At 42.1% G+C, this 20,715-nt stretch carries 20 protein-coding genes; all 20 read left to right on the plus strand.

What is annotated here, in order from left to right; genetic code table 11:
- The first annotated feature begins 255 nt into the window (after positions 1–255).
- The 20 genes from LJE09_RS11130 (at position 256) to LJE09_RS11225 (ending at position 20,713) form a co-directional block, all read left to right on the plus strand.
- A complete protein-coding gene (locus LJE09_RS11130) occupies positions 256–1,692 on the plus strand; it encodes an acyl-CoA carboxylase subunit beta (RefSeq protein ID WP_008704469.1) in 1,437 nt (478 codons plus the stop codon).
- Between the two features lie 14 nt (positions 1,693–1,706).
- Positions 1,707–2,462 carry an OadG family transporter subunit gene (locus LJE09_RS11135; protein ID WP_195982536.1) on the plus strand — a complete coding sequence of 252 codons (756 nt, stop codon included), beginning with the start codon at positions 1,707–1,709 and terminating at the stop codon, positions 2,460–2,462.
- Positions 2,463–2,489: 27 nt separating this feature from the next.
- Positions 2,490–2,858, plus strand: a complete 369-nt coding sequence (locus tag LJE09_RS11140) for a biotin/lipoyl-containing protein (protein ID WP_022381146.1) — start codon at positions 2,490–2,492, stop codon at positions 2,856–2,858.
- 16 nt (positions 2,859–2,874) lie between these two features.
- On the plus strand, positions 2,875–4,023 hold the full coding sequence (locus LJE09_RS11145; protein ID WP_008704466.1) for a sodium ion-translocating decarboxylase subunit beta: 1,149 nt from the start codon (positions 2,875–2,877) through the stop codon (positions 4,021–4,023).
- Between the two features lie 25 nt (positions 4,024–4,048).
- Positions 4,049–5,461, plus strand: a complete 1,413-nt coding sequence (locus LJE09_RS11150; protein ID WP_008704465.1) for an oxaloacetate decarboxylase subunit alpha — start codon at positions 4,049–4,051, stop codon at positions 5,459–5,461.
- 216 nt (positions 5,462–5,677) lie between these two features.
- On the plus strand, positions 5,678–7,021 hold the full coding sequence (locus LJE09_RS11155) for an NAD(P)/FAD-dependent oxidoreductase (protein ID WP_227311334.1): 1,344 nt from the start codon (positions 5,678–5,680) through the stop codon (positions 7,019–7,021).
- Positions 7,022–7,246: 225 nt separating this feature from the next.
- Entirely contained in the window at positions 7,247–7,918 is a 672-nt protein-coding gene (cmk, locus tag LJE09_RS11160; RefSeq protein WP_118568651.1) for a (d)CMP kinase, read from the plus strand.
- A gap of 18 nt (positions 7,919–7,936) precedes the next feature.
- The gene (gene ispH, locus LJE09_RS11165; RefSeq protein ID WP_022379814.1) at positions 7,937–8,815 is read left to right on the plus strand and encodes a 4-hydroxy-3-methylbut-2-enyl diphosphate reductase; all 879 of its coding nucleotides are present in this window, start codon (positions 7,937–7,939) and stop codon (positions 8,813–8,815) included.
- Complete coding sequence (rpsA, locus tag LJE09_RS11170) at positions 8,796–9,872, plus strand: 30S ribosomal protein S1 (RefSeq protein WP_022379815.1); 1,077 nt, start codon at positions 8,796–8,798, stop codon at positions 9,870–9,872. The genes ispH and rpsA overlap by 20 nt, the downstream gene beginning before the upstream one ends.
- Before the next feature lie 147 nt (positions 9,873–10,019).
- Positions 10,020–10,766 carry a CpsB/CapC family capsule biosynthesis tyrosine phosphatase gene (locus tag LJE09_RS11175; RefSeq protein WP_055052994.1) on the plus strand — a complete coding sequence of 249 codons (747 nt, stop codon included), beginning with the start codon at positions 10,020–10,022 and terminating at the stop codon, positions 10,764–10,766.
- Positions 10,767–10,906: 140 nt separating this feature from the next.
- Complete coding sequence (locus LJE09_RS11180; RefSeq protein ID WP_118338466.1) at positions 10,907–11,686, plus strand: YveK family protein; 780 nt, start codon at positions 10,907–10,909, stop codon at positions 11,684–11,686.
- Positions 11,687–11,707: 21 nt separating this feature from the next.
- Positions 11,708–12,418, plus strand: coding sequence for a polysaccharide biosynthesis tyrosine autokinase (locus LJE09_RS11185; RefSeq protein WP_118338467.1), 711 nt, complete (start codon positions 11,708–11,710; stop codon positions 12,416–12,418).
- Between the two features lie 63 nt (positions 12,419–12,481).
- Positions 12,482–13,444, plus strand: coding sequence for a hypothetical protein (locus tag LJE09_RS11190; RefSeq protein ID WP_226852962.1), 963 nt, complete (start codon positions 12,482–12,484; stop codon positions 13,442–13,444).
- 30 nt (positions 13,445–13,474) lie between these two features.
- Positions 13,475–14,512, plus strand: a complete 1,038-nt coding sequence (locus tag LJE09_RS11195) for an LCP family protein (RefSeq protein WP_226852964.1) — start codon at positions 13,475–13,477, stop codon at positions 14,510–14,512.
- Between the two features lie 98 nt (positions 14,513–14,610).
- Positions 14,611–15,222 (plus strand): phage tail assembly chaperone, encoded by a 612-nt coding sequence (locus LJE09_RS11200; protein ID WP_118338469.1) that lies wholly within the window; start codon positions 14,611–14,613, stop codon positions 15,220–15,222.
- A gap of 259 nt (positions 15,223–15,481) precedes the next feature.
- Positions 15,482–15,988, plus strand: coding sequence for an antiterminator LoaP (gene loaP / locus LJE09_RS11205; RefSeq protein ID WP_118338470.1), 507 nt, complete (start codon positions 15,482–15,484; stop codon positions 15,986–15,988).
- Between the two features lie 84 nt (positions 15,989–16,072).
- Positions 16,073–17,527, plus strand: a complete 1,455-nt coding sequence (locus LJE09_RS11210) for a sugar transferase (protein WP_173697759.1) — start codon at positions 16,073–16,075, stop codon at positions 17,525–17,527.
- A 335-nt stretch (positions 17,528–17,862) separates the two neighbouring features.
- Positions 17,863–18,630, plus strand: a complete 768-nt coding sequence (locus tag LJE09_RS11215; protein WP_173697760.1) for a WecB/TagA/CpsF family glycosyltransferase — start codon at positions 17,863–17,865, stop codon at positions 18,628–18,630.
- Between the two features lie 10 nt (positions 18,631–18,640).
- Complete coding sequence (locus LJE09_RS11220; RefSeq protein ID WP_173697761.1) at positions 18,641–19,822, plus strand: glycosyltransferase family 4 protein; 1,182 nt, start codon at positions 18,641–18,643, stop codon at positions 19,820–19,822.
- Positions 19,823–20,713: a phosphotransferase gene (locus LJE09_RS11225; protein WP_173697762.1), complete on the plus strand. Its 891-nt coding sequence runs from the start codon at positions 19,823–19,825 to the stop codon at positions 20,711–20,713.
- The last annotated feature ends 2 nt before the right edge of the window (positions 20,714–20,715 follow it).

Raw genomic sequence — 20,715 nt, forward strand, 5'->3', positions numbered from 1 at the left:
AACTTGTCGACACACTGGTTTGCGGGAGAGGGTGAAATACAGGACAATACAAAATAACCGTAATACCCTCTATTAAATAGGAAGAAATACTCAAAAAAACAAAATTTGGAGAAACCTGACAAATTTTTCTGCTATATTTTTAACGAAAATGACAAATAAATGTTGAAATTTTCTGCCGAAAAAGGTAAAATTAAAATCGGCTAAATTTTTGGGTTAACTTTTAAATATTCTCATAAAGATGGAGGGCAAACAAGAATGAGTAATGCAACACAAAGCTTAGCAGGCACAAGAATTACTTCTTTGCTTGACGCAAACAGTTTTGTCGAAATCGGACAGGGTGTAACAGCCAGATCCACAGATTTCAACATGACTGCAAACAAGGCACCATCTGACGGTGTTATCACCGGATATGGTGTGATCGATGACAAACTGGTTTATGTATACAGCCAGGATGCATCTGTATTAAACGGTACTGTTGGTGAAATGCATGCAAAGAAGATCACAAGACTTTATGATCTTGCCATGAAAACAGGCGCTCCGGTTATCGGACTTGTTGACTGTGCAGGTATCCGTCTTCAGGAAGCAACAGACGCACTGGAAGCTTTCGGACAGATTTATCTGAAACAGACACTGGCATCCGGTGTGATCCCGCAGATCACAGCAATCTTCGGAACATGCGGCGGTGGTATGGCAGTTATCCCGTCCCTGACAGATTTCACATTCATGGAATCCAAAAAAGGAAAAATGTTCGTCAACACACCAAACGCACTGGAAGGAAACAACACAGACAAATGCGACACAGCAGCAGCTGATTTCCAGAGCAAAGAGACAGGTGTGATTGATGGCGTTGGTACAGAGGATGAGATTCTTGGCCAGATCCGTTCCTTAGTATCACTTCTTCCTTCTAATAATGAAGACACAGACAATTACACAGAGTGTACAGATGATCTTAACCGCGTATGCGCAGATCTTGCAAACTGTGCAGGTGACACAGCAATCGCACTTTCCCAGATCGCTGACAACGGTGAATTCTTCGAGACAAAAGCAGACTATGCAAAAGACATGGTTACAGGCTTTATCCGTTTAAACGGCGCTACAGTAGGTGCTGTTGCAAACAGAAGCGAAGTATATGACGCAGAAGGCAAGAAAACAGAAACATTTGACGGAAGCATCTCTGCAAGAGGCGCAAGAAAAGCAGCAGATTTCGTGAAATTCTGCGACGCTTTTGATATTCCGGTACTTACACTTACAAACGCAACAGGATTCATGGCAACCTTATGCAGCGAGAAGATGATGGCGAAATCCGTAGGTGAACTGGTAGCTGCATTCGCAGATGCAACTGTTCCGAAGGTAAATGTGATCATCGGCAAAGCTTACGGTACAGCTTACGTGGCAATGAACAGCAAATCTATCGGTGCAGACCTTGTATATGCATGGGATAACGCAGAGATCGGTATGATGGATGCTTCCCTGGCAGCCAAGATCATGTATGCAGATGCAGATGCTGCTGAACTGAATGAAAAAGCTGCTCAGTACAGAGAGCTTCAGAATGGTGTTGCTTCCGCAGCAGCAAGAGGCTATGTTGACACTGTGATCAGCCCGGCTGACACAAGAAAATATGTAATCGGTGCATTTGAGATGCTGTTCACAAAGAGAGAAGATCGTCCGTCTAAGAAACATGGAACGGTCTAAGCGGGGTGACGCATATGAAAATGATCAAAAAAATAACTTCTGTATTCATGACATTTCTCGTAATGGCTGCGCTGGTGATCGGCAGCACCTCTGTGGTATTTGCCGCAGATAAGGTTGATGATACTGTTAAGTCCACACTGGTAACTACAGCAGAAGGACTGACAGATGCCATTGTCCAGCTTAAAGATGAAGAAATCGAGAATTACATGAGTTCAGGAGATGACTTTACAACAAGTGCCATGCAGTCCTGGCAGACATCCAAGGATGAACTTGGCGCAAAGAAGGACAGCAATGGTGAAACTACTGTAACTTTCAAAGATGATCAGTACACAGTTACTGTTCCTCTTAAATTTGAGAAAGCAGAAGCAAACTTTGTATATGTCTTTGACTCAAAGGGAACACCGACTTCCATGTCTGTAGATGTACAGTATGGTATGGGCAAGACTCTTCAGAGAGCAGGTCTTAATACTCTGATGGGTATTGGAACTGTATTCGTAATGCTGATTTTATTAAGCCTTCTGATCTCTCTGTTCAGATTCATTCCGAATCCGGAAGCAAAGAAAGCAGCAGAAGCAAAAGCAGCCAAAGCTGCAAAAGAGGCAGAGGCAGCAGTCATCGCACAGACAGCACCTGCACAGGCAGAAGAGAACCTTGCAGATGACGGAGAGCTGGTAGCTGTTATCGCAGCAGCCATCGCAGCAGCAGAAGGAACTACAACAGACGGCTTCGTAGTTCGTTCCATCCGTAAAGTAAAAAGAAATAGAAGATAATTGTCATTTATTTAGGAGGATTTTAAAATGAAAAGCTATACAATTACAGTAAATGGTACAGCATATGAAGTAACTGTTGAAGAAACAGGAAGCGTATCCGCTCCTGCAGCAGCTCCAAAAGCAGCACCTAAGGCTGCACCTGCAGCAGCTCCGAAAGCAGCAGCTCCTGCAGCAGGCGCCGGCGCAGTAAAAGTAACTGCTTCCGTACCTGGTAAAGTTGTCAAAGTAGCAGCAAGCGTTGGACAGGCAGTAAAAGCCGGAGACAGCGTAATTATTCTTGAATCCATGAAAATGGAAATCCCTGTAGTAGCTCCTCAGGACGGTACTATCGCAAGCATTGATGTTGCAGAAGGTGCCTCTGTAGAAAACGGAGATACTTTAGCAACAATGAACTAAGACGGGAGGTAGTCAAATGTCTTATGTAACAGAAACATTGTCCAACCTGATTCACCAGACAGCATTCTTCAATCTGACATGGGGCAATTACCTGATGATCGCAGTAGCCTGCGTATTCCTTTATCTTGCTATCAAGAAAGGATTCGAGCCGCTTCTGCTTGTTCCTATCGCATTCGGTATGCTGCTTGTAAATATCTATCCGGACATTATGGCAAACCCGGAAGATATGTCCAATGGTGTAGGTGGACTTCTTCATTATTTCTACATCCTTGATGAGTGGAGTATCTTACCATCCCTGATCTTCATGGGTGTAGGTGCCATGACAGACTTCGGTCCGCTGATCGCAAACCCGATCAGCTTCCTGATGGGTGCTGCGGCACAGCTTGGTATCTATGCAGCTTACTTCCTTGCAATCTTTCTTGGATTCAACGGAAAAGCAGCAGCAGCTATCTCCATTATTGGTGGTGCTGACGGCCCGACTTCCATTTTCCTTGCAGGTAAACTTGGACAGTCTGCACTGATGGGACCGATCGCAGTGGCAGCATATTCCTATATGTCACTGGTTCCGATCATCCAGCCGCCTATCATGAAACTCTGCACAACAGAGAAAGAACGTAAGATCAAAATGGATCAGCTTCGCCCGGTTTCCAAACTGGAGAAGATCCTGTTCCCGATCGTTATCACAATCGTTGTCTGCCTGATCCTGCCTACAACAGCTCCGCTGGTTGGTATGCTCATGCTTGGTAACCTGTTCAGAGAGTGCGGTGTTGTAAAACAGCTGACAGAAACAGCTTCCAACGCCCTGATGTATATCGTAGTTATCCTTCTGGGTACATCCGTAGGTGCTTCCACAAGTGCAGAAGCATTCTTAAACGCAGATACTCTGAAGATCGTAGTTTTAGGTCTTGTTGCATTCGCAATCGGTACATTCGGCGGATGTATGCTTGGTAAACTGCTCTGCAAACTGACTCATGGAAAGATCAACCCGCTGATCGGTTCCGCAGGTGTATCCGCAGTACCTATGGCAGCCCGTGTATCCCAGAAAGTGGGTGCAGAGGCAGATCCTACAAACTTCCTTCTGATGCACGCAATGGGCCCGAACGTTGCCGGTGTTATCGGTACAGCCGTAGCAGCCGGAACATTCATGGCTATTTTCGGTGTATAATTGAATTTATAAAGGAGATTTAATAATGGCAGAATTAGAGAAAAAACCTGTTAAAATTGTGGAAACCATTCTCCGTGATGCTCATCAGTCCCAGATTGCAACACGTATGACCACAGAACAGATGCTTCCGATCGTAGATAAACTTGACAAAGTCGGCTATCACGCAGTAGAGTGCTGGGGTGGTGCAACATTCGATGCATCCCTTCGTTTCCTTCACGAAGATCCATGGGAAAGACTTCGTAAATTACGTGACGGCTTCAAAAACACAAAACTTCAGATGCTTTTCCGTGGACAGAACATCCTTGGATACCGTCCATACGCAGATGACGTTGTAGAATACTTCGTACAGAAATCTGCTGCAAACGGAATCGACATCATCCGTATTTTTGACTGCCTCAATGACCTTCGTAACCTGCAGACAGCAGTAAGCGCTGCAAACAAAGAGAAGGCTCATGCACAGGTAGCTCTTTCCTACACATTAGGAGATGCTTACACACTGGAATACTGGACAGACATTGCAAAACGTATTGAAGATATGGGCGCTGATTCCATCTGTATCAAAGATATGGCAGGTCTTCTCCTTCCAAACAAAGCTACAGAGCTTGTAACAGCATTAAAAGAAACAGTTAAGATCCCGATCGACCTTCATACACATTACACATCCGGTGTAGCTTCCATGACTTACTTAAAAGCAGTAGAAGCAGGTGTGGATATCATCGATACAGCAATGTCTCCATTTGCACTGGGAACATCCCAGCCTGCAACAGAGGTTATGGTTGAGACATTCAAAGATACACCATACGACACAGGATTTGATCAGAAGCTTCTCTCCGAGATCGCTGACTACTTCCGTCCGATCCGTGACGAAGCTCTTGACAGCGGACTGCTCAATCCGAAGAACCTTGGTGTTAACATCAAGACTTTACTGTACCAGGTACCGGGCGGTATGCTCTCCAACCTGACTTCCCAGCTGAAAGAACAGCACGCAGAAGACAAATTCTACGATGTTCTCGAGGAAGTTCCGCGTGTACGTAAAGACCTTGGTGAACCGCCACTTGTTACTCCGTCTTCACAGATCGTTGGTACACAGGCTGTATTCAACGTACTTATGGGCGAGAGATACAAAATGGTTACAAAAGAAACAAAAGATATCCTGTTAGGAAAATACGGCGCAACTGTAAAACCGTTTAATCCGGAAGTACAGAAGAAGTGCATCGGCGATGAGAAACCGATCACATGCCGTCCGGCAGACCTTCTTGACAACGAGCTTGAGAAACTTGAGAGCGAAATGGCTCAGTACAAGGAACAGGATGAAGACGTATTAACATACGCACTGTTCCCACAGGTAGCTATGGACTTCTTCAAATACCGTCAGGCTCAGAAAACAAAAGTTGACGAGAAAGCAGCTGACAAAAAGAACGGAGCATATCCTGTATAATTGATCAGTAATTAAATATGTCCAAACGAAAAAAGGAGCTTGCGTAAGCAGGCTCCTTTGCGTTATTATGAAAGAATATGATACCCGGGAATATAATGTGCCAATGGGGATATGATGCCAGTGGTACATATCTATATTGATTGTAGCGAAGCGGAGACGTGGAACCATGATGAAATAGACAATCTGCAGGGTAAAATAAATACAGGAGAATATTCCATGAGCAAAGTTATAATAATCGGCGGCGGAGCTGCCGGAATGATGGCAGGGGTTTTTGCAGCCCGTAACCATCATGAAGTTCATATATTAGAGAAGAACGAGAAACTGGGAAAGAAAGTCTTCATCACAGGAAAAGGCAGATGCAATGTGACAAATGCCTGCGACACAGAAGAACTCTTTCCTGCAATGATGAGCAATCCCAAGTTCCTCTACAGCAGTTTCTATTCATTTACCCCTCAGGATGTAATGGAGTTCTTTGAGAAAGCAGGTGTCCCTCTGAAGGTAGAGCGTGGAAACCGCGTATTTCCACAGTCTGACCATTCTTCAGACATCATCCGCGCTCTGGAGCGTGAGCTGAAGAAAGCAGGAGCAAAGATTCATCTTCATACTGCTGTGCAGGAAATCGTAAAGAAACCTGTAACAGATTCGGCAAATACCCTGGAATCAGAAGCTACATTAACAGAATCAGGATCTGATGCAGGAAAAAGCAGAAAAGGAAAAAAATCATCTGACATACAGCAGGAGAAGATCACAGGAGTCATCCTTACAGACGGAACCTTCATGGAAGGAGATGCAGTCATCGTGGCAACCGGCGGATTCTCTTATCAGAGTACCGGTTCCACAGGTGACGGATACCGCTTCGCAAGAGAACTGGGACTGAAAGTCACGGACATTGCTCCCTCCCTTGTGCCATTAAAGACAAAAGAAGACTATATCCCTAAGCTTCAGGGACTTTCCCTTAAGAATACAGGACTTACCATAAAGAATGGAAAGAAAGTACTCTATGAGGATTTCGGAGAGATGATGTTCACCCATTTCGGAGTCACAGGTCCAATGATCCTCTCCGCCAGTGCCCACATCGGTGCAAAACTGGCGAAAGCACCAAACGGCAAACTGTCCGCATATCTGGATCTGAAGCCTGCACTCACCAGAGAACAACTGGATGCCAGGATCCTGCGTGAATTTGAAGCAGGACCAAACAAACAGTTCAAGAATGTGATTGGCGTACTTTTCCCGTCATCTCTGACTCCGGTAATGCTGGAACTGGGTGGAATCCCCGCAGAGAAGAAAATCCACGACATCTCCAGAGAAGAACGCCAGCACTTCATTGACCTTATCAAAGCCTTCCCCTTCACAATCACAGGAATGGGTGAGTTTAAAGAAGCCATCATCACCAGAGGCGGCGTCTCTGTCAAAGAGATCAATCCCGGGACAATGGAATCAAAGAAAATCTCAGGTCTTTACTTCGCAGGCGAGGTACTGGATCTGGATGCAGTGACAGGTGGATATAACTTACAGATTGCCTGGTCTACCGCATATCTGGCAGCGCAGGCGATACAGTAAGCAAATTAAGCAATTACACAAAATAATGCAATCAGGACAGTTCGGCAGAGTGCGAAGGACAAGGAAGATATCTGCAGGCGTGCTGATGCACGACAAAGATATCTGACGCAGGACTTCACGCTATGATGGACTGGATTGCCTGCAGTATTTTATGGAATTGCTATATAACTATGATATGATTTGACTATACGTTATTAAATAATAGAAACAGGAGGAATCACAAAAATGGGATGTAACATAGCCATCGACGGACCTGCAGGAGCAGGTAAGAGCACCATCGCAAAGAAAGTAGCAAAAGAATTATCATTTATTTACGTAGACACAGGAGCCATGTACAGGGCAATGGCTTTATATCTTCTGAACCATGGCGTAAACGGAGAAAATCAGGAAGAGATCGAGGCTGTATGTTCCGGCGCTGACATCTCCATCGAATACAAAAACGGAGAACAGATTGTCATCCTCAACGGAGAGAACGTAAATGCTATGATCCGCACCGAACAGGTAGGAAATATGGCATCCAAAAGCTCCGCAAACCCGAAAGTCAGAGCCCACCTTCTGAAACTTCAGAGAACTCTGGCAGAGAAAAACGACGTAGTCATGGACGGCAGAGATATCGGCACAACCATCCTTCCAAACGCAGAAGTAAAAATCTACCTCACAGCAAGCGCAGACACCAGAGCAAAAAGAAGAGCCCTGGAATATGAACAGAAGGGAGAATCCTTCGACCTGGACCAGATCCGAAAAGACATCATCGAGCGCGACGAACGCGACATGAACCGCGAAATCTCCCCTCTGAAACAGGCAGAGGACGCAGTGCTCGTAGATTCCTCGGAAATGGGAATTGATGATGTTGTAAATGCGATTCTTAATGTATATAAGGAAAAAGTGCAGAAATAATTTAAGAAGGATTATTTTATGAAAGTAAAAGTAGCAGAAACAGCAGGCTTCTGCTTCGGCGTCAAACGTGCAGTGAACAAAGTCTACGAACTCATAGACACAGAACAGAAACCTATTTTCACTCTGGGTCCGATCATCCACAATGAAGGCGTAGTAGCGGATCTGGAAGCCCGTGGCGTCCATGTTATCACAGAAGCAGACCTGGATTTCCCGGATGATACCCTGCAGAACGGAACAGTAGTCATCCGCTCTCACGGTGTAGGCAAAGCCATCTACGATAAGCTGAAAGAAAAAAACATCTCTTATGTAGATGTGACCTGCCCCTTCGTCCTGAAAATCCACAGGATCGTGGAAAAGGAAAGCCTTGCAGGAAACCACATCATCATCATCGGTGACAAAGACCACCCCGAAGTACAGGGCATCTGCGGCTGGTGTCAGGGACCGTACACGGTGATCAGAAACAAAGAAGAAGCCGAAGCATTTGTACCCCCAAAAGGCAAAAAAATAAGTATCGTGTCCCAGACGACATTTAATTACAACAAATTTAAAGATTTAGTTGAAATTCTTTGCAAAAAGAGGTATGATAATAATGTTTTAAATATTCTCAATATTTTAAACACTATTTGTAATGCTACCGAAGAACGGCAGAGAGAAGCAAAAAACATAGCCGGAGAGGTAGACACTATGTTGGTCGTAGGCGGCCGGCATAGTTCCAATACTCAAAAGCTGTTTGAAATATGTAAAAAGGAATGTGGAAATACTTACTATATACAAACACCTGTAGACTTGGATTCTGAAATGTTCCAATGCAGTAGTTATGTAGGTATTACAGCAGGGGCTTCCACCCCAAACAAAATTATTGAGGAGGTTCAAGAACATGTCAGAATTAAGTTTTGAACAAATGCTGGAAGATTCCGTAAAGACTATCAGAAATGGAGAGATTGTACAGGGTACTGTCATCGATGTTAAAGAAGATGAGATTATTCTGAATATCGGTTATAAAGCAGACGGTATTATCACAAAGAACGAATACTCTAACGATGCAAGCCTTGTACTCACAGATGCTGTTCACGTTGGAGACACAATGGAAGCAAAAGTTCTCAAAGTAAACGATGGAGAAGGTCAGGTTACTCTTACTTACAAGAGACTGGCAGCAGAGAAAGGCAACAAACGTCTTGAAGAAGCATTTGAGAATCAGGAAGTATTAAAAGCTCCTGTAACTCAGGTACTTGACGGCGGACTTTGTGTAAACGTAGACGAAGCAAGAGTATTCATTCCTGCAAGCCTCGTTTCCGACACATACGAGAAAGACCTTTCCAAATATGCAGATCAGGAGATCGAATTCGTTATCACAGAATTCAACCCGAGAAGACGCCGCATCATCGGTAACCGTAAGCAGCTTCTTCTTGCTGAGAAAGCAGAGAAACAGAAAGAATTAATGGAGAGAATCCATGTTGGCGACACAGTTGAAGGAACAGTTAAGAACGTTACAGATTTCGGTGCATTCATCGATCTGGGCGGAGCAGACGGACTTCTTCACATCTCCGAAATGTCCTGGGGCAGAGTAGAGAACCCGAAGAAAGTATTTACTGTTGGCGATAAAGTCAAAGTTCTTATCAAAGAGATCAACGGAGAGAAGATCGCACTTTCCCTTAAATTCCCGGAAGCAAATCCATGGCTCACAGCAGCTGAGGACTTCGCTGTAGGAAACGTAGTTAAAGGTAAAGTTGCACGTATGACAGACTTCGGCGCATTCGTAGAGCTTGCACCTGGAGTAGATGCACTCCTTCACGTATCCCAGATTTCCAGAGAGCACGTTGCCAAACCTTCAGACGTACTTTCCATCGGACAGGAGATCGAAGCTAAGGTTGTTGACTTCAACGGCGAAGACAAAAAGATCAGCCTGAGCATGAAAGCTCTTGAGGCACCGGCTGAGGAAGCTACAGAAGAATAATTAAGAGAATACTCATAAATATTCAGCAACCGGCTTTGTATGAGGATGATCATACAGAGCCGGTTGATTGTTTTTTTAGATTACGAATGTGGTCAGCAGTTACAGGAGCATCAGAAATGCTGCAGACAGTCAGGAAGGAATGATAGGATGTCCATAAAAGGAATTTATGATATACACTGTCATATTGTACCCGGTGTAGACGATGGAGCCACAGATATAGGAGAAACCGTAAAATTACTCCGGATGGAATATGAACAGGGCGTGCGGACGGTTATTACAACTCCCCATTTCCGCTTTCGGATGTTTGAAACACCTGCGGAGAAAGTCAGAGAGCAGTTCAGACTGGTGGAGAAAGCGGCATCAGAGATAAGCCCGGATCTCCATGTGTATCTGGGATGTGAGTTTCACGCCAATATGGAGATGCTTCCCATGCTCAGAGAACAGAAAGTAATGACAATGGCCGGTTCGCGGTATGTTCTTACAGAATTTTCCCATAACTCGGAAGAAAGCTATATACGGGAACGTCTCGGTGCATTGCTCTCCGGAGGATATAAGCCGATCATGGCACATATAGAACGTTACGAAGCCACACGCAACAGTCTGGATTTTGTGGAAGAACTGGCAGATATGGGTGTCTATATGCAGATCAATGCAGACAGCATCACAGGAAAAGACGGATTTTTTACTAAACGGTACTGTAATAAAATCATGAAAGACGGACTCCTTCATTTCGTTGGATCAGACTGTCACAACAGTGCAAAGAGGAGCAGCAGGATTGGCGAGGCATATCGTATGGTTTCAGCGAAATTCGGGCAGGACTATGCAGATGAACTGTTTATTCATAATCCTGCAGAAATTCTGAAACAGAAACAAAAACATGAGGCTACAGATTGACTTTTTTTATTGGCTGATATACAATAAAATCGGTTTATGTCAATTTTGCTGTTTACTTTCAGAAATACATAAGACAGAATATTACCTGTGAACAGTAATGTACAAAACTATAAAGAAAAAAGGGAAAAGGAAATTATCAGATGTTAGACAATTTGAACAGTAACTTTGAGAGCAGCAAAGCACAGAGACCCGATGCAAATGATGATGAAGTCGAAATCGACTTACTGGAAATATTTTATGCGCTCAAGAAAAAAATCCTTCTGGTACTGATGGTTGCTCTTGCCGGAGGCTGTATTGCAGCAGCATATACACAGTTTTTGATGACACCGATTTACAGCTCCACATCCAGTATCCTTGTACTTTCAAAAGAAACCACACTGACATCACTGGCGGATCTGCAGTTAGGTGCCAGCCTGACCAGTGATTATACAGTTCTGATCACAAGTACTCCTGTGATGGAGCAGGTAATTTCAGATTTGAATCTGGATATGACTGCAGAACAACTGAAAGAAAGCGTAAGTATCAATAATCCTACAGATACCCGTATCCTTGAGATTACTGTCAATAATACAGATTCTAAAATGGCAAAGAAGATCGTAGATGAGATTGCGAATGTTTCTTCATCCTATATTGGCGATAAAATGGAAGTTATTCCGCCAAAGATTATTGAAGTTGGTAAGATTGCTACTGTAAGAACTTCTCCAAGTGTAAAGAAGAATGCAGCACTCGGCTTCTTACTCGGTTTCCTTGCATGTGCGGCAATCGTGGTTGTATACGCTGTAATGGATGATACTATTAAGACAGAGGAAGATATTGAGAAATACCTGGGAGTTTCTGTTCTTGCCAAGGTTCCTGACAGAAAAGATTTTATAAATGCGAAGAACAGGAAATCAAAGAACAAGAATAAGAAGCACCATTAAACTGATGGAGGAATCTGAGCAATGAAGAAACTCAATTTAACAGATAAAAGAAACCCGGATTATTTTTACAGTGAGGCGATCAAAACGCTGCGTACCAATATTCAGCTGTCGGGTCAGAGCATAAAGACAATTCTGGTTACGAGCTGTTATCCAAACGAAGGTAAGAGTGATGTAGTACTCAGCCTTGCCCGGGAGCTTGGGAGCATTGGCAAGAAGGTTCTCCTTCTGGATGCGGATATCAGGAAGACTGCATATGCCGGACGACTGGGTGTGGAAGAGGAAGTGAAAGGTCTCTCACAGCTTCTGAGCGGTCAGGTGGGATTACAGGAGATTATTTATTCTACAAACTTTCCGAATATGGATATCATATTCGGAGGTCCAAGTGCACCGAATCCGTCAGGACTTCTCAGTGAGAATATCTTTAAGGTATTCTTAAAGGAAATCAGAGAATATTATAATTATATCCTGATCGATACACCGCCTATCGGAACAGTAATTGATGCGGCAGTGATAGGAAGATGCTGCGATGGTGCAGTCTTTCTGATCGAACCGGGAAATGTCAGGTACCGGGATGCACAGAAAGCATTTAAACAGTTGGAAAGAAGCGGATGCCGTATTCTTGGAGCTGTTATGAACAAGATAGATACCAGTGATGACAAATATTATTCTTCTTATTATAAGCATTATGGAGAGTATTATCGCAGAAGTGACGAAGAAGCCCAGATTAAATAATACGGGCAGTTATCTGGCAGTAAGACAGAAACCATGATCAATGATAAAGGAGAATTTGGAAAAGTGAGCAAAATAAGGAAGAAAAAAATAAAAAAGACGAATATCTTACTGGGCTTTATCTGCATTCTTCTGGCAGTTCTCCTGGGCTTTATTCTTGTGACCAGTTATAAATCGGAACAGAAGGAATCCAGACACCTGTCAGAAATTGCAGACGACCAGCAGAGTGGGATTGAAGATTACGAAGCAGTAAAAGAACGTGCAAAAGAGCTGGAGGAGATATCTTCCGAAGAAGCAGAAGATACAGAAGACATTAAATCAAAGAACACAGAAGACACAAAAGACACAGAAAAAACGGATACAGCTGACACAGAAGATGCAGATAAGACAGAAGATACAAAAGATAAGACGACAGCTGCTTCAGGCATTGTGTGCTGGGGAGATGATCTGATCAATGGGGAAGAATCCAATACATATTCCTATATGACAGTACTTCAGAAGCTTCTGACCGATAATGGCTATAATATGACAGTAATCAATAAAACACTTCAGGGAGGCGGCACTCTTTCCATGATGAAGATGGCTGGTGTAAGTGATGAAACCCTTCAGGGCTATATTACCAGACATCAGCAGGCTGCAAACGGTGCCCAGCTGAATGTGACAGAGACCGGAATACGTGATTTGACAGAAGAACAGACTACAAGAAATGATATGGATTGTATTCCTGTTATCTTCATGGGATATTATGGCGGCTGGAATCATGATCCTGCAGAACTGGCAGACCAGCAGGAACAGATTTTAAATACATTTCAGAATAAAGATCAGTTTATTGTAGTAGGAACACGCCCTATGGACGGAAGCGTAACTTCTGAAGCACTGGATCAGGTACTCAGCCAGAAATGGGGAGAACACTATATCAGTCTTGCAAATGTGACTGCACAGCCGTCTTCTACCTATGAGGCCCAGCAGGCAATGGCAGAGGCAATATTACAGAAACTGCAGGAGCTTAATTACATCAGCAAAAACTGATGAGATAACTGAAATACAGAGATTGAAGGAATGAAAATGACAAAAACCACAAGAAAAGCCATCAGACAGCGCAAGATCTGTATGCTTTTGATTATTATCCTGATCATAGTTCTTTCCGTTCTTGGCGGCGGTTATTATCTGTTAAGCCAGAAAAATGCTGCATCGCCACAAAACGGCGGTCAGAACAGTGACAGCCGGAATCAGACGGACTTGAGCCAAAACGGTGATATCGTGGAATATAAAGGTGAGACATACAAATATAACGATCATCTCAGCAATTATTTATTCCTGGGAATTGATACAAGGGAAACTGTAGATACTTATCAGTCACAGGTAGATGCCGGGCAGGCAGATGCAATTTTCCTGGTGTCCATGGATCGTGCAACAGAAAAGATAAAGGTTCTGTTTATTCCACGAGATTCTATGACCAGAATAGAAGTCTTTAATCCTGCGGGAAAAAGCCTGGGAATGACAACAGACCATATTAATATTCAGTATGCGTACGGTGATGGCAGGCAGAAGAGCTGTGAATTGATGAAAACAGCAGTTTCCAACCTTCTGAATGGTCTTCCTGTTCAGGGATATTGTGCCATGAATATGGATGGAATTTCTGTAATCACAGATTATGTAGGTGGTGTGGAGATCACAGTGCCGGATAACAGTCTGGAAGATATAAATCCGGATTTTAAAGAAGGCTCGGTGGTTACGCTGACCGGAGAGAATGCAGAACAGTTTGTCCGTTATCGTGACATAGGAAAGAGTCAGAGTGCTCTTGTCCGTCAGGAGCGTCAGAAGACATATCTTCAGGCGTTTCTGCAGAAGGCACAGGAGCAGGCATCCAAAGATGCCGGATTTGTAACAGGTCTGTATGACAGTATCGACAATTATACAGTTACAAACATGGGAAATGATGTTTTTGCAAAACTTTTGACAGCATCACAGAATGAAATTACAGATTCCCGAACTGTTCCAGGAGAAGGAACACAGGGAGAGAACTTCGATGAATACCATGTAGATGAAGATGAACTGACGGATATGATTATTTCGATGTTTTATAACAAAAATTGATTGATATTCTTTATGTTTTGTTTTATTATATTAAGAGGTAGATAGTGCAAGGTGTGCTATTATCTAAATAAATTATAATCCAAAAGGAGAGGTGCATTATGAAAATTGCAAAGAAATTCATGGCACTTGCGTTAGCGGCAGTCCTCAGTGTAGGATGTGCGTTTGGTGTCAGTGCAGATGGAAGCCGTACAAAGGATGTTACAGTAGTTCAGGAAGATTCCCAGGTCTATGAGATCATTCAGAAGATCGAAGATACTGATGGATTCAAAGAACTGAAAGAAGCAGTTCCGGCAGTTGCAGATGCTTTTGAGAAAGTTGGAAAAGGCGAGATGGACATGAACGGATTCGCAGATGTTCTGAAGACTCTTGCAGAAGAAGAAACAGATGAAACACTCAAAGCTGCGATTGAAGAAGTTATTGAGAAACTGGACGGAAAAGATTTCGTTACAGGTTTCATACAGTTCAAAGTTCTTGACTCTGTCAAAGCTGTAAAGAACGCAGATGGCAAATATGAAGTTGAATTCTCAGTTCCAAGCATCACAGATGACATGGAGAACATTCAGCTTGTATGCTACAATGAAGAAACAAAGGAATGGACAATTGTTGATCCGATCAATGTAGACAAAGAGAAAAAAACAATCAAAGTCGCATTAGATGACCTTTGCTACTTCACAATCGTTGCAGATGCAAAGGAAGACACAGCTGAATAATTTTAGCTGAAAAAGAAGATACAATGAACGCTTTCGCTACTGGTCATGTTTTGGCAGCAGCGAAAGCGTTTTTTTGTAGAAATATGTTGCATTTTTTTATTGATGTAGTTATAATAAAACACGACGTAAATCTTTTGTCTTTAAATCGTCGCTTTGCCGCGTTTGAAGATATGGATAATACATATCTTGAAGTATGAGTCTGCTTTGAAACACAGGCAGAATGGCGAAGCATACCCAAAATATGGAGGTAAGATATCCAATGTGGTATGTGATGCAGGTGCGCACAGGCACCGAAGAAAACATCCGCTGTCAGTGTCAGCGGTTAATAAGCAGCAATGTTTTAGAACGCTGCTTTATCCCATATTACCAACAGAAGAAACGATTTCAGGGTGAATGGCATATCCAGGAAAGAATCCTCTTTCCCGGGTATGTCTTTTTAATTGCTCAAAATCTGGAATGTCTGGTAAATGGACTCAAAAAGGTTATCGGGTTGACGAAACTGATTGGAATTGGAGATCAGATTGTCCCGCTGGTGCAGGAAGAAGTAGAATTGCTTATGAGAATAGGTACAGACAAACAGCTTGTTGAGATGTCATCAGGTATTATTGAGAACGACAGAGTGCGGATTTTGTCAGGTCCATTGATGGGAATGGAAGGCAATATCCGCAGGATAGACAGACATAAAAGAATAGCATATTTGGAAATAGAAATGTTCGGAAGAACAGTAGAAATGAAGGTGGGATTGGAAATTATAAGAAAAGAATAATAAAAAATGATGGCATATTTACAGGAAAACGATTCTGTAAATATGCCTTTTTGAATAAAAAAGAAGGAGAGGTTAGGAAAACGTATGTACAGGAAAAAATCAAGAGGATGGTATAAACACAAAGATTTCATATTAATTGATCTTGCGTGTTTATTTATGGCTTTAATACTGGCGTATCTGATTCGAAACGGTTCTGTCAGGAACCTGTTTACACTGGGAATTTATCGCAATGTGATGATATTTGTCATATTGGTGGATCTGTTCCTGATCATTTTGTTTGAATCTTATAAAGGAGTTCTGAGAAGAGGACGTTATCAGGAGCTGCGCTCTGTTATCCGGCAGATGATCCTGATTGAACTGGCAAGTGGTCTGTACCTGTTTACTGTCAGTGGCGGACATGCCTTTTCAAGAATAATCCTTTATCTTATGGGAATTTTCTATGTGCTTTTATCCTATTGTACAAGAATAATATGGAAAAAACGTCTGCTACATAAAATGGCAGAAGGTGGAGAGCATTCTCTCTACATTGTAACCAATTATGACCTTGCATCAAAAGTAATCCAAAATGTAAAAGAACACAATTATAACCGCTACAACATCAATGGTCTGATACTCATTGATAAAGATATGACAGGGAAAGAAATTGCAGGAGTCCCGGTAGTAGCAGACTTAAATAACGCATCATCCTTTATCTGTCAGCAGTGGGTAGATGAGGTCTTTGTAAATGTAGATGAAACATATCCATACCCTCAGGAACTGATAGAAGAGTTGCTGGAAATGGGAATGCCGGTTCATGTAAACCTGGCAAAAGTCAGAAGTACTCCCGGACAGAAACAATTTGTGGAGGCAATTGGCGGATATACAGTTCTGACAACCACCATGAACTATGCCACAGACAGACAGGCACTTGCCAAAAGAGTATTGGATATTCTGGGGGGACTGGTGGGCTGCTTCCTGACAGGAATCATTTTTATTTTCATAGCACCGGCTATCTACATCAGTTCTCCGGGTCCGATTTTCTTCTCACAGACAAGGATTGGAAAAAACGGAAAGCCATTTAAGATGTACAAATTCCGGAGTATGTATATGGATGCAGAAGAACGGAAAGCAGAATTGATGGCTCAGAACAAAATGAGTGATGGACGTATGTTCAAACTCGATTTCGATCCCCGAGTAATCGGAAATAAGATTTTGCCGGACGGAACTAGAAAAACCGGAATAGGCGAATTTATCAGGAAAACATCCCTTGATGAATTTCCACAGTTCTGGAATGTACTAAATGGAACCATGAGCCTTGTGGGAACTCGTCCGATCCTTCAGGACGAACTGCGTCAATACGAATTACATCACAGGGCTCGAATCGCTATTAAACCGGGAATCACCGGTATGTGGCAGGTAAGCGGACGAAGCGACATCACTGACTTCGAAGAAGTTGTAAGACTGGATACAGAATATATCAGCAACTGGAATTTTGGGTTGGATATTAAAATACTGTTTAAAACAGTAATTATGGTTCTGAAGAGGGAAGGATCGGTATGAAGAAAATTCGGCAAAGTCCGCACATGGAATGCAAAGGAGCATGAAGTGGAGCGGATTTTGTTGTTATTGTGGATGGGGTTACTTGTAGAAAATGGATGGAAAGATGTGTACAGTTTTAACAAAATTCATATGCCAACAAGTTAGGTGAGTAGCCCATGACAGGTCTACATCAAAGACTCAGTGACGGTCGGAAAAATAGATGTCATTGTGAGAAAAATGATAACCACAGTGCGATAGATTATCCGGCATGGATGATAACCACACTGTTTTATATAAATTGCTCGGCTCAATATGAGCCTTCCGTATAAGTAGAAAAAGAGGGAAAGGTGCGAGAAATGGAGTATAAGAGAAAGGTTGATAAAAAACGCATTCCAACTTGCAATATTATGGGCGTTAATATTGCGGCAATCAATATGGAGTGGTTGGTAGACTATCTCGAAAAAAATATTTCGGAAATAAAAGGAGACTATATATGTGTCTCAAATGTACATACAACTGTAACCAGTTTTGACGATGCGGATTACTGCGCAATTCAAAATGGCGGGTTAATGGCAATTCCAGATGGCGGTCCTCTTTCTACTGTTGGTCAGAAACGCGGTCATAAGAATATGGAGCGCACAACAGGCCCAAGTTTAATGGGAGAGATTTTTGAGATCTCTGCAAAGAAGGGGTATCGCCATTATTTTTATGGCAGCAAAGAAGAAACATTGGAGCTGTTGTATCAAAAACTCACAAGTAATTATCCGGGAATCCAAATTGCTGGAATGTACAGTCCTCCGTTTAGACCTCTGACGGAAGAGGAAGATAAGGCAATTATAGAGAGAATTAATGAAACAAAACCGGACTTTGTCTGGGTTGGGATTGGAGCTCCAAAACAGGAAAAGTGGATGGCAGCACATCAGGGAAAGATTGATGGACTGATGCTTGGTGTTGGAGCCGGATTTGACTATTATGCAGAGAATATTAAGCGTGCCCCGATGTGGATGCAAAAACATAATCTGGAGTGGGTATATCGATTAGTACAAGATCCGAAGAGACTGTTTAAGAGATATTGGAGTACTAACACGAAGTTTATTTGGAATGCAATGATAAGGGGAAAGTGAGGTAATGACTGTGGACAATGCGAAAAAACAGAATATTTTGATTGTACATAATTATTACCAGATTCCAGGTGGAGAAGATACAGTTGTTGCCAATGAAAAGAAAATGCTTGAGAAGCATTGCCATAAAGTAATCTTATACAGCCGTAATAATGCAGAATTGAAGCAAATGTCAAAACTTCAGAAAGTTTTTCTTCCAATTACAACAGTGTTTAATCCAAGAACATACCGAGACATCAAGAAGTTGATAAGAGATGAGAAGATAGAAATCGTTCATGTTCATAACACACTTAATCTGGTGAGTCCAGCGGTCTATTATGCGGCAAGACGCATGAAGGTTCCAGTGGTTCAGACGATACATAATTTTCGGCTACTCTGTCCCGGTGCGACTTTTTATAGAGATGGGCATATTTGTGAAGATTGCGTAGAGTATGGTTTGAAATGCGCAGTAAAACACCGTTGCTATCGAGGAAGTAAAATTCAGACATTGGCATGTGTACTTAGTACTGCATTCCATCGAATGACAGGAATTTACGGAAAAATCAATTATATTTGCTTGACTGATTTTAATAAGCAAAAACTGTTGGGATTAAAGCAAATTAAACTGGAAAGGGTATTTGTAAAGCCTAATTTCGTTGAATGCAAAAATGAATATATTCCAGAAAAGGATAGAAAGAATCAATTTGTTTTTGCAGGAAGATTAGATAAGCTAAAAGGAATTGACCTGCTTTTTGAAGCATGGAAGCGTATGGGAGCACACGCGCCTAAGCTGATTGTTTGTGGTACCGGCCCAATGGAGGATTGGTGTAAGTCGTTCATTAGAGAAAACGATGTGAACATTGAAATGCGTGGATTTGTGCCAAATAATGAGGCTCTAAAGATAATAGCAAACAGCAAAGCACTTGTATTGCCTACTCAGTGGTATGAAGGATTTCCGATGAGCATTGTGGAAGCGTTTAGTGTTGGAACGCCTGTCATTTGTTCTGATTTGGGAAATGCTGGAAGTGTTGTTGAAGAGGGAATAACAGGTTATAAGTTTACAGCTGACTTGGTGGATGAAATCATTCAAGCAGTTAAAAGATGTCATGGATTATGTAGTCAGACAAAGAAAGTATATAAAGATAATTATTCAGTAGAGAAAAACTATGAATTAATCGGTAGGATCTACAAGGCTATACAGATGAAAGGGTTGTAAATGCAAGACTCAAATATTGTTTCACAGGTGATGAAAATTGAAAATACAAATAGGAAATTGGCTACGCATTTTGCACTTTGCAGTGGATTGCATTTGCGATATTTAATTGATTTGGATGGCGGAGCCAAAAGGTTGAGTGAAAATATTTCTACATATTCAAAAAAACTAAGTCTGTTGATGCAGTTTATAAATATTATTCCGTTTCCGATATTGAACCTTATGAAACTGGGATATTTTGCGAAAGTGGAACTTAATAAAGAAGTAGAAACTTGTAGGCAGAACGCTCAAAAAAAGCACTGGAATATGATTGTTGGTACTTATGATGAAAAACAAAAAATAGTTCTTCAGTGTTTCAACGCTTCAGAAAATGCTGATTTTATAAAAATTGGAAATGCAGCAACAGAAAAAGAAATGAATGCAGAGATTTCTTTTTTACAACAAAAGAGAGTATATTCAACTTTTGATATTCCGCAATTATTGGGCAGTATCAGCAGAGCAGACGGGGCAACATTCAATATTCAAATAACGAAGGAATTTGTTGGTGACAAAGTAGAGCCTATATTAACACAAGAAATCGTAGAAATTTACGAAGAACTGTCAAAAGATAAAAAGAACGGTTTGGAGTTTTCACATGGGGATTTTGCTCCATGGAACTTAAAAAGAAATGGTGATAAGTACACGTTATTTGATTGGGAGCATTGCGGTTATAGGATGCCAGGATTTGACCTTATGCATTATGCAACTATTGTGCAAAAGGTATTGAATGGTAAAGAACTTTCGGAAGCATTTGATGAAGGATTGAAGAATATTCATCAGTTTTTACCAGATTTTGCCATAGAAAAAGAAGGCTTTTTAAAAGAATTTGAAAAACTAAGAACGCAGATCAGTTGAGG

Source organism: Blautia sp. DFI.3.45 (assembly GCF_020593505.1).
GTDB classification, from domain to species: domain Bacteria; phylum Bacillota; class Clostridia; order Lachnospirales; family Lachnospiraceae; genus Blautia_A; species Blautia_A wexlerae.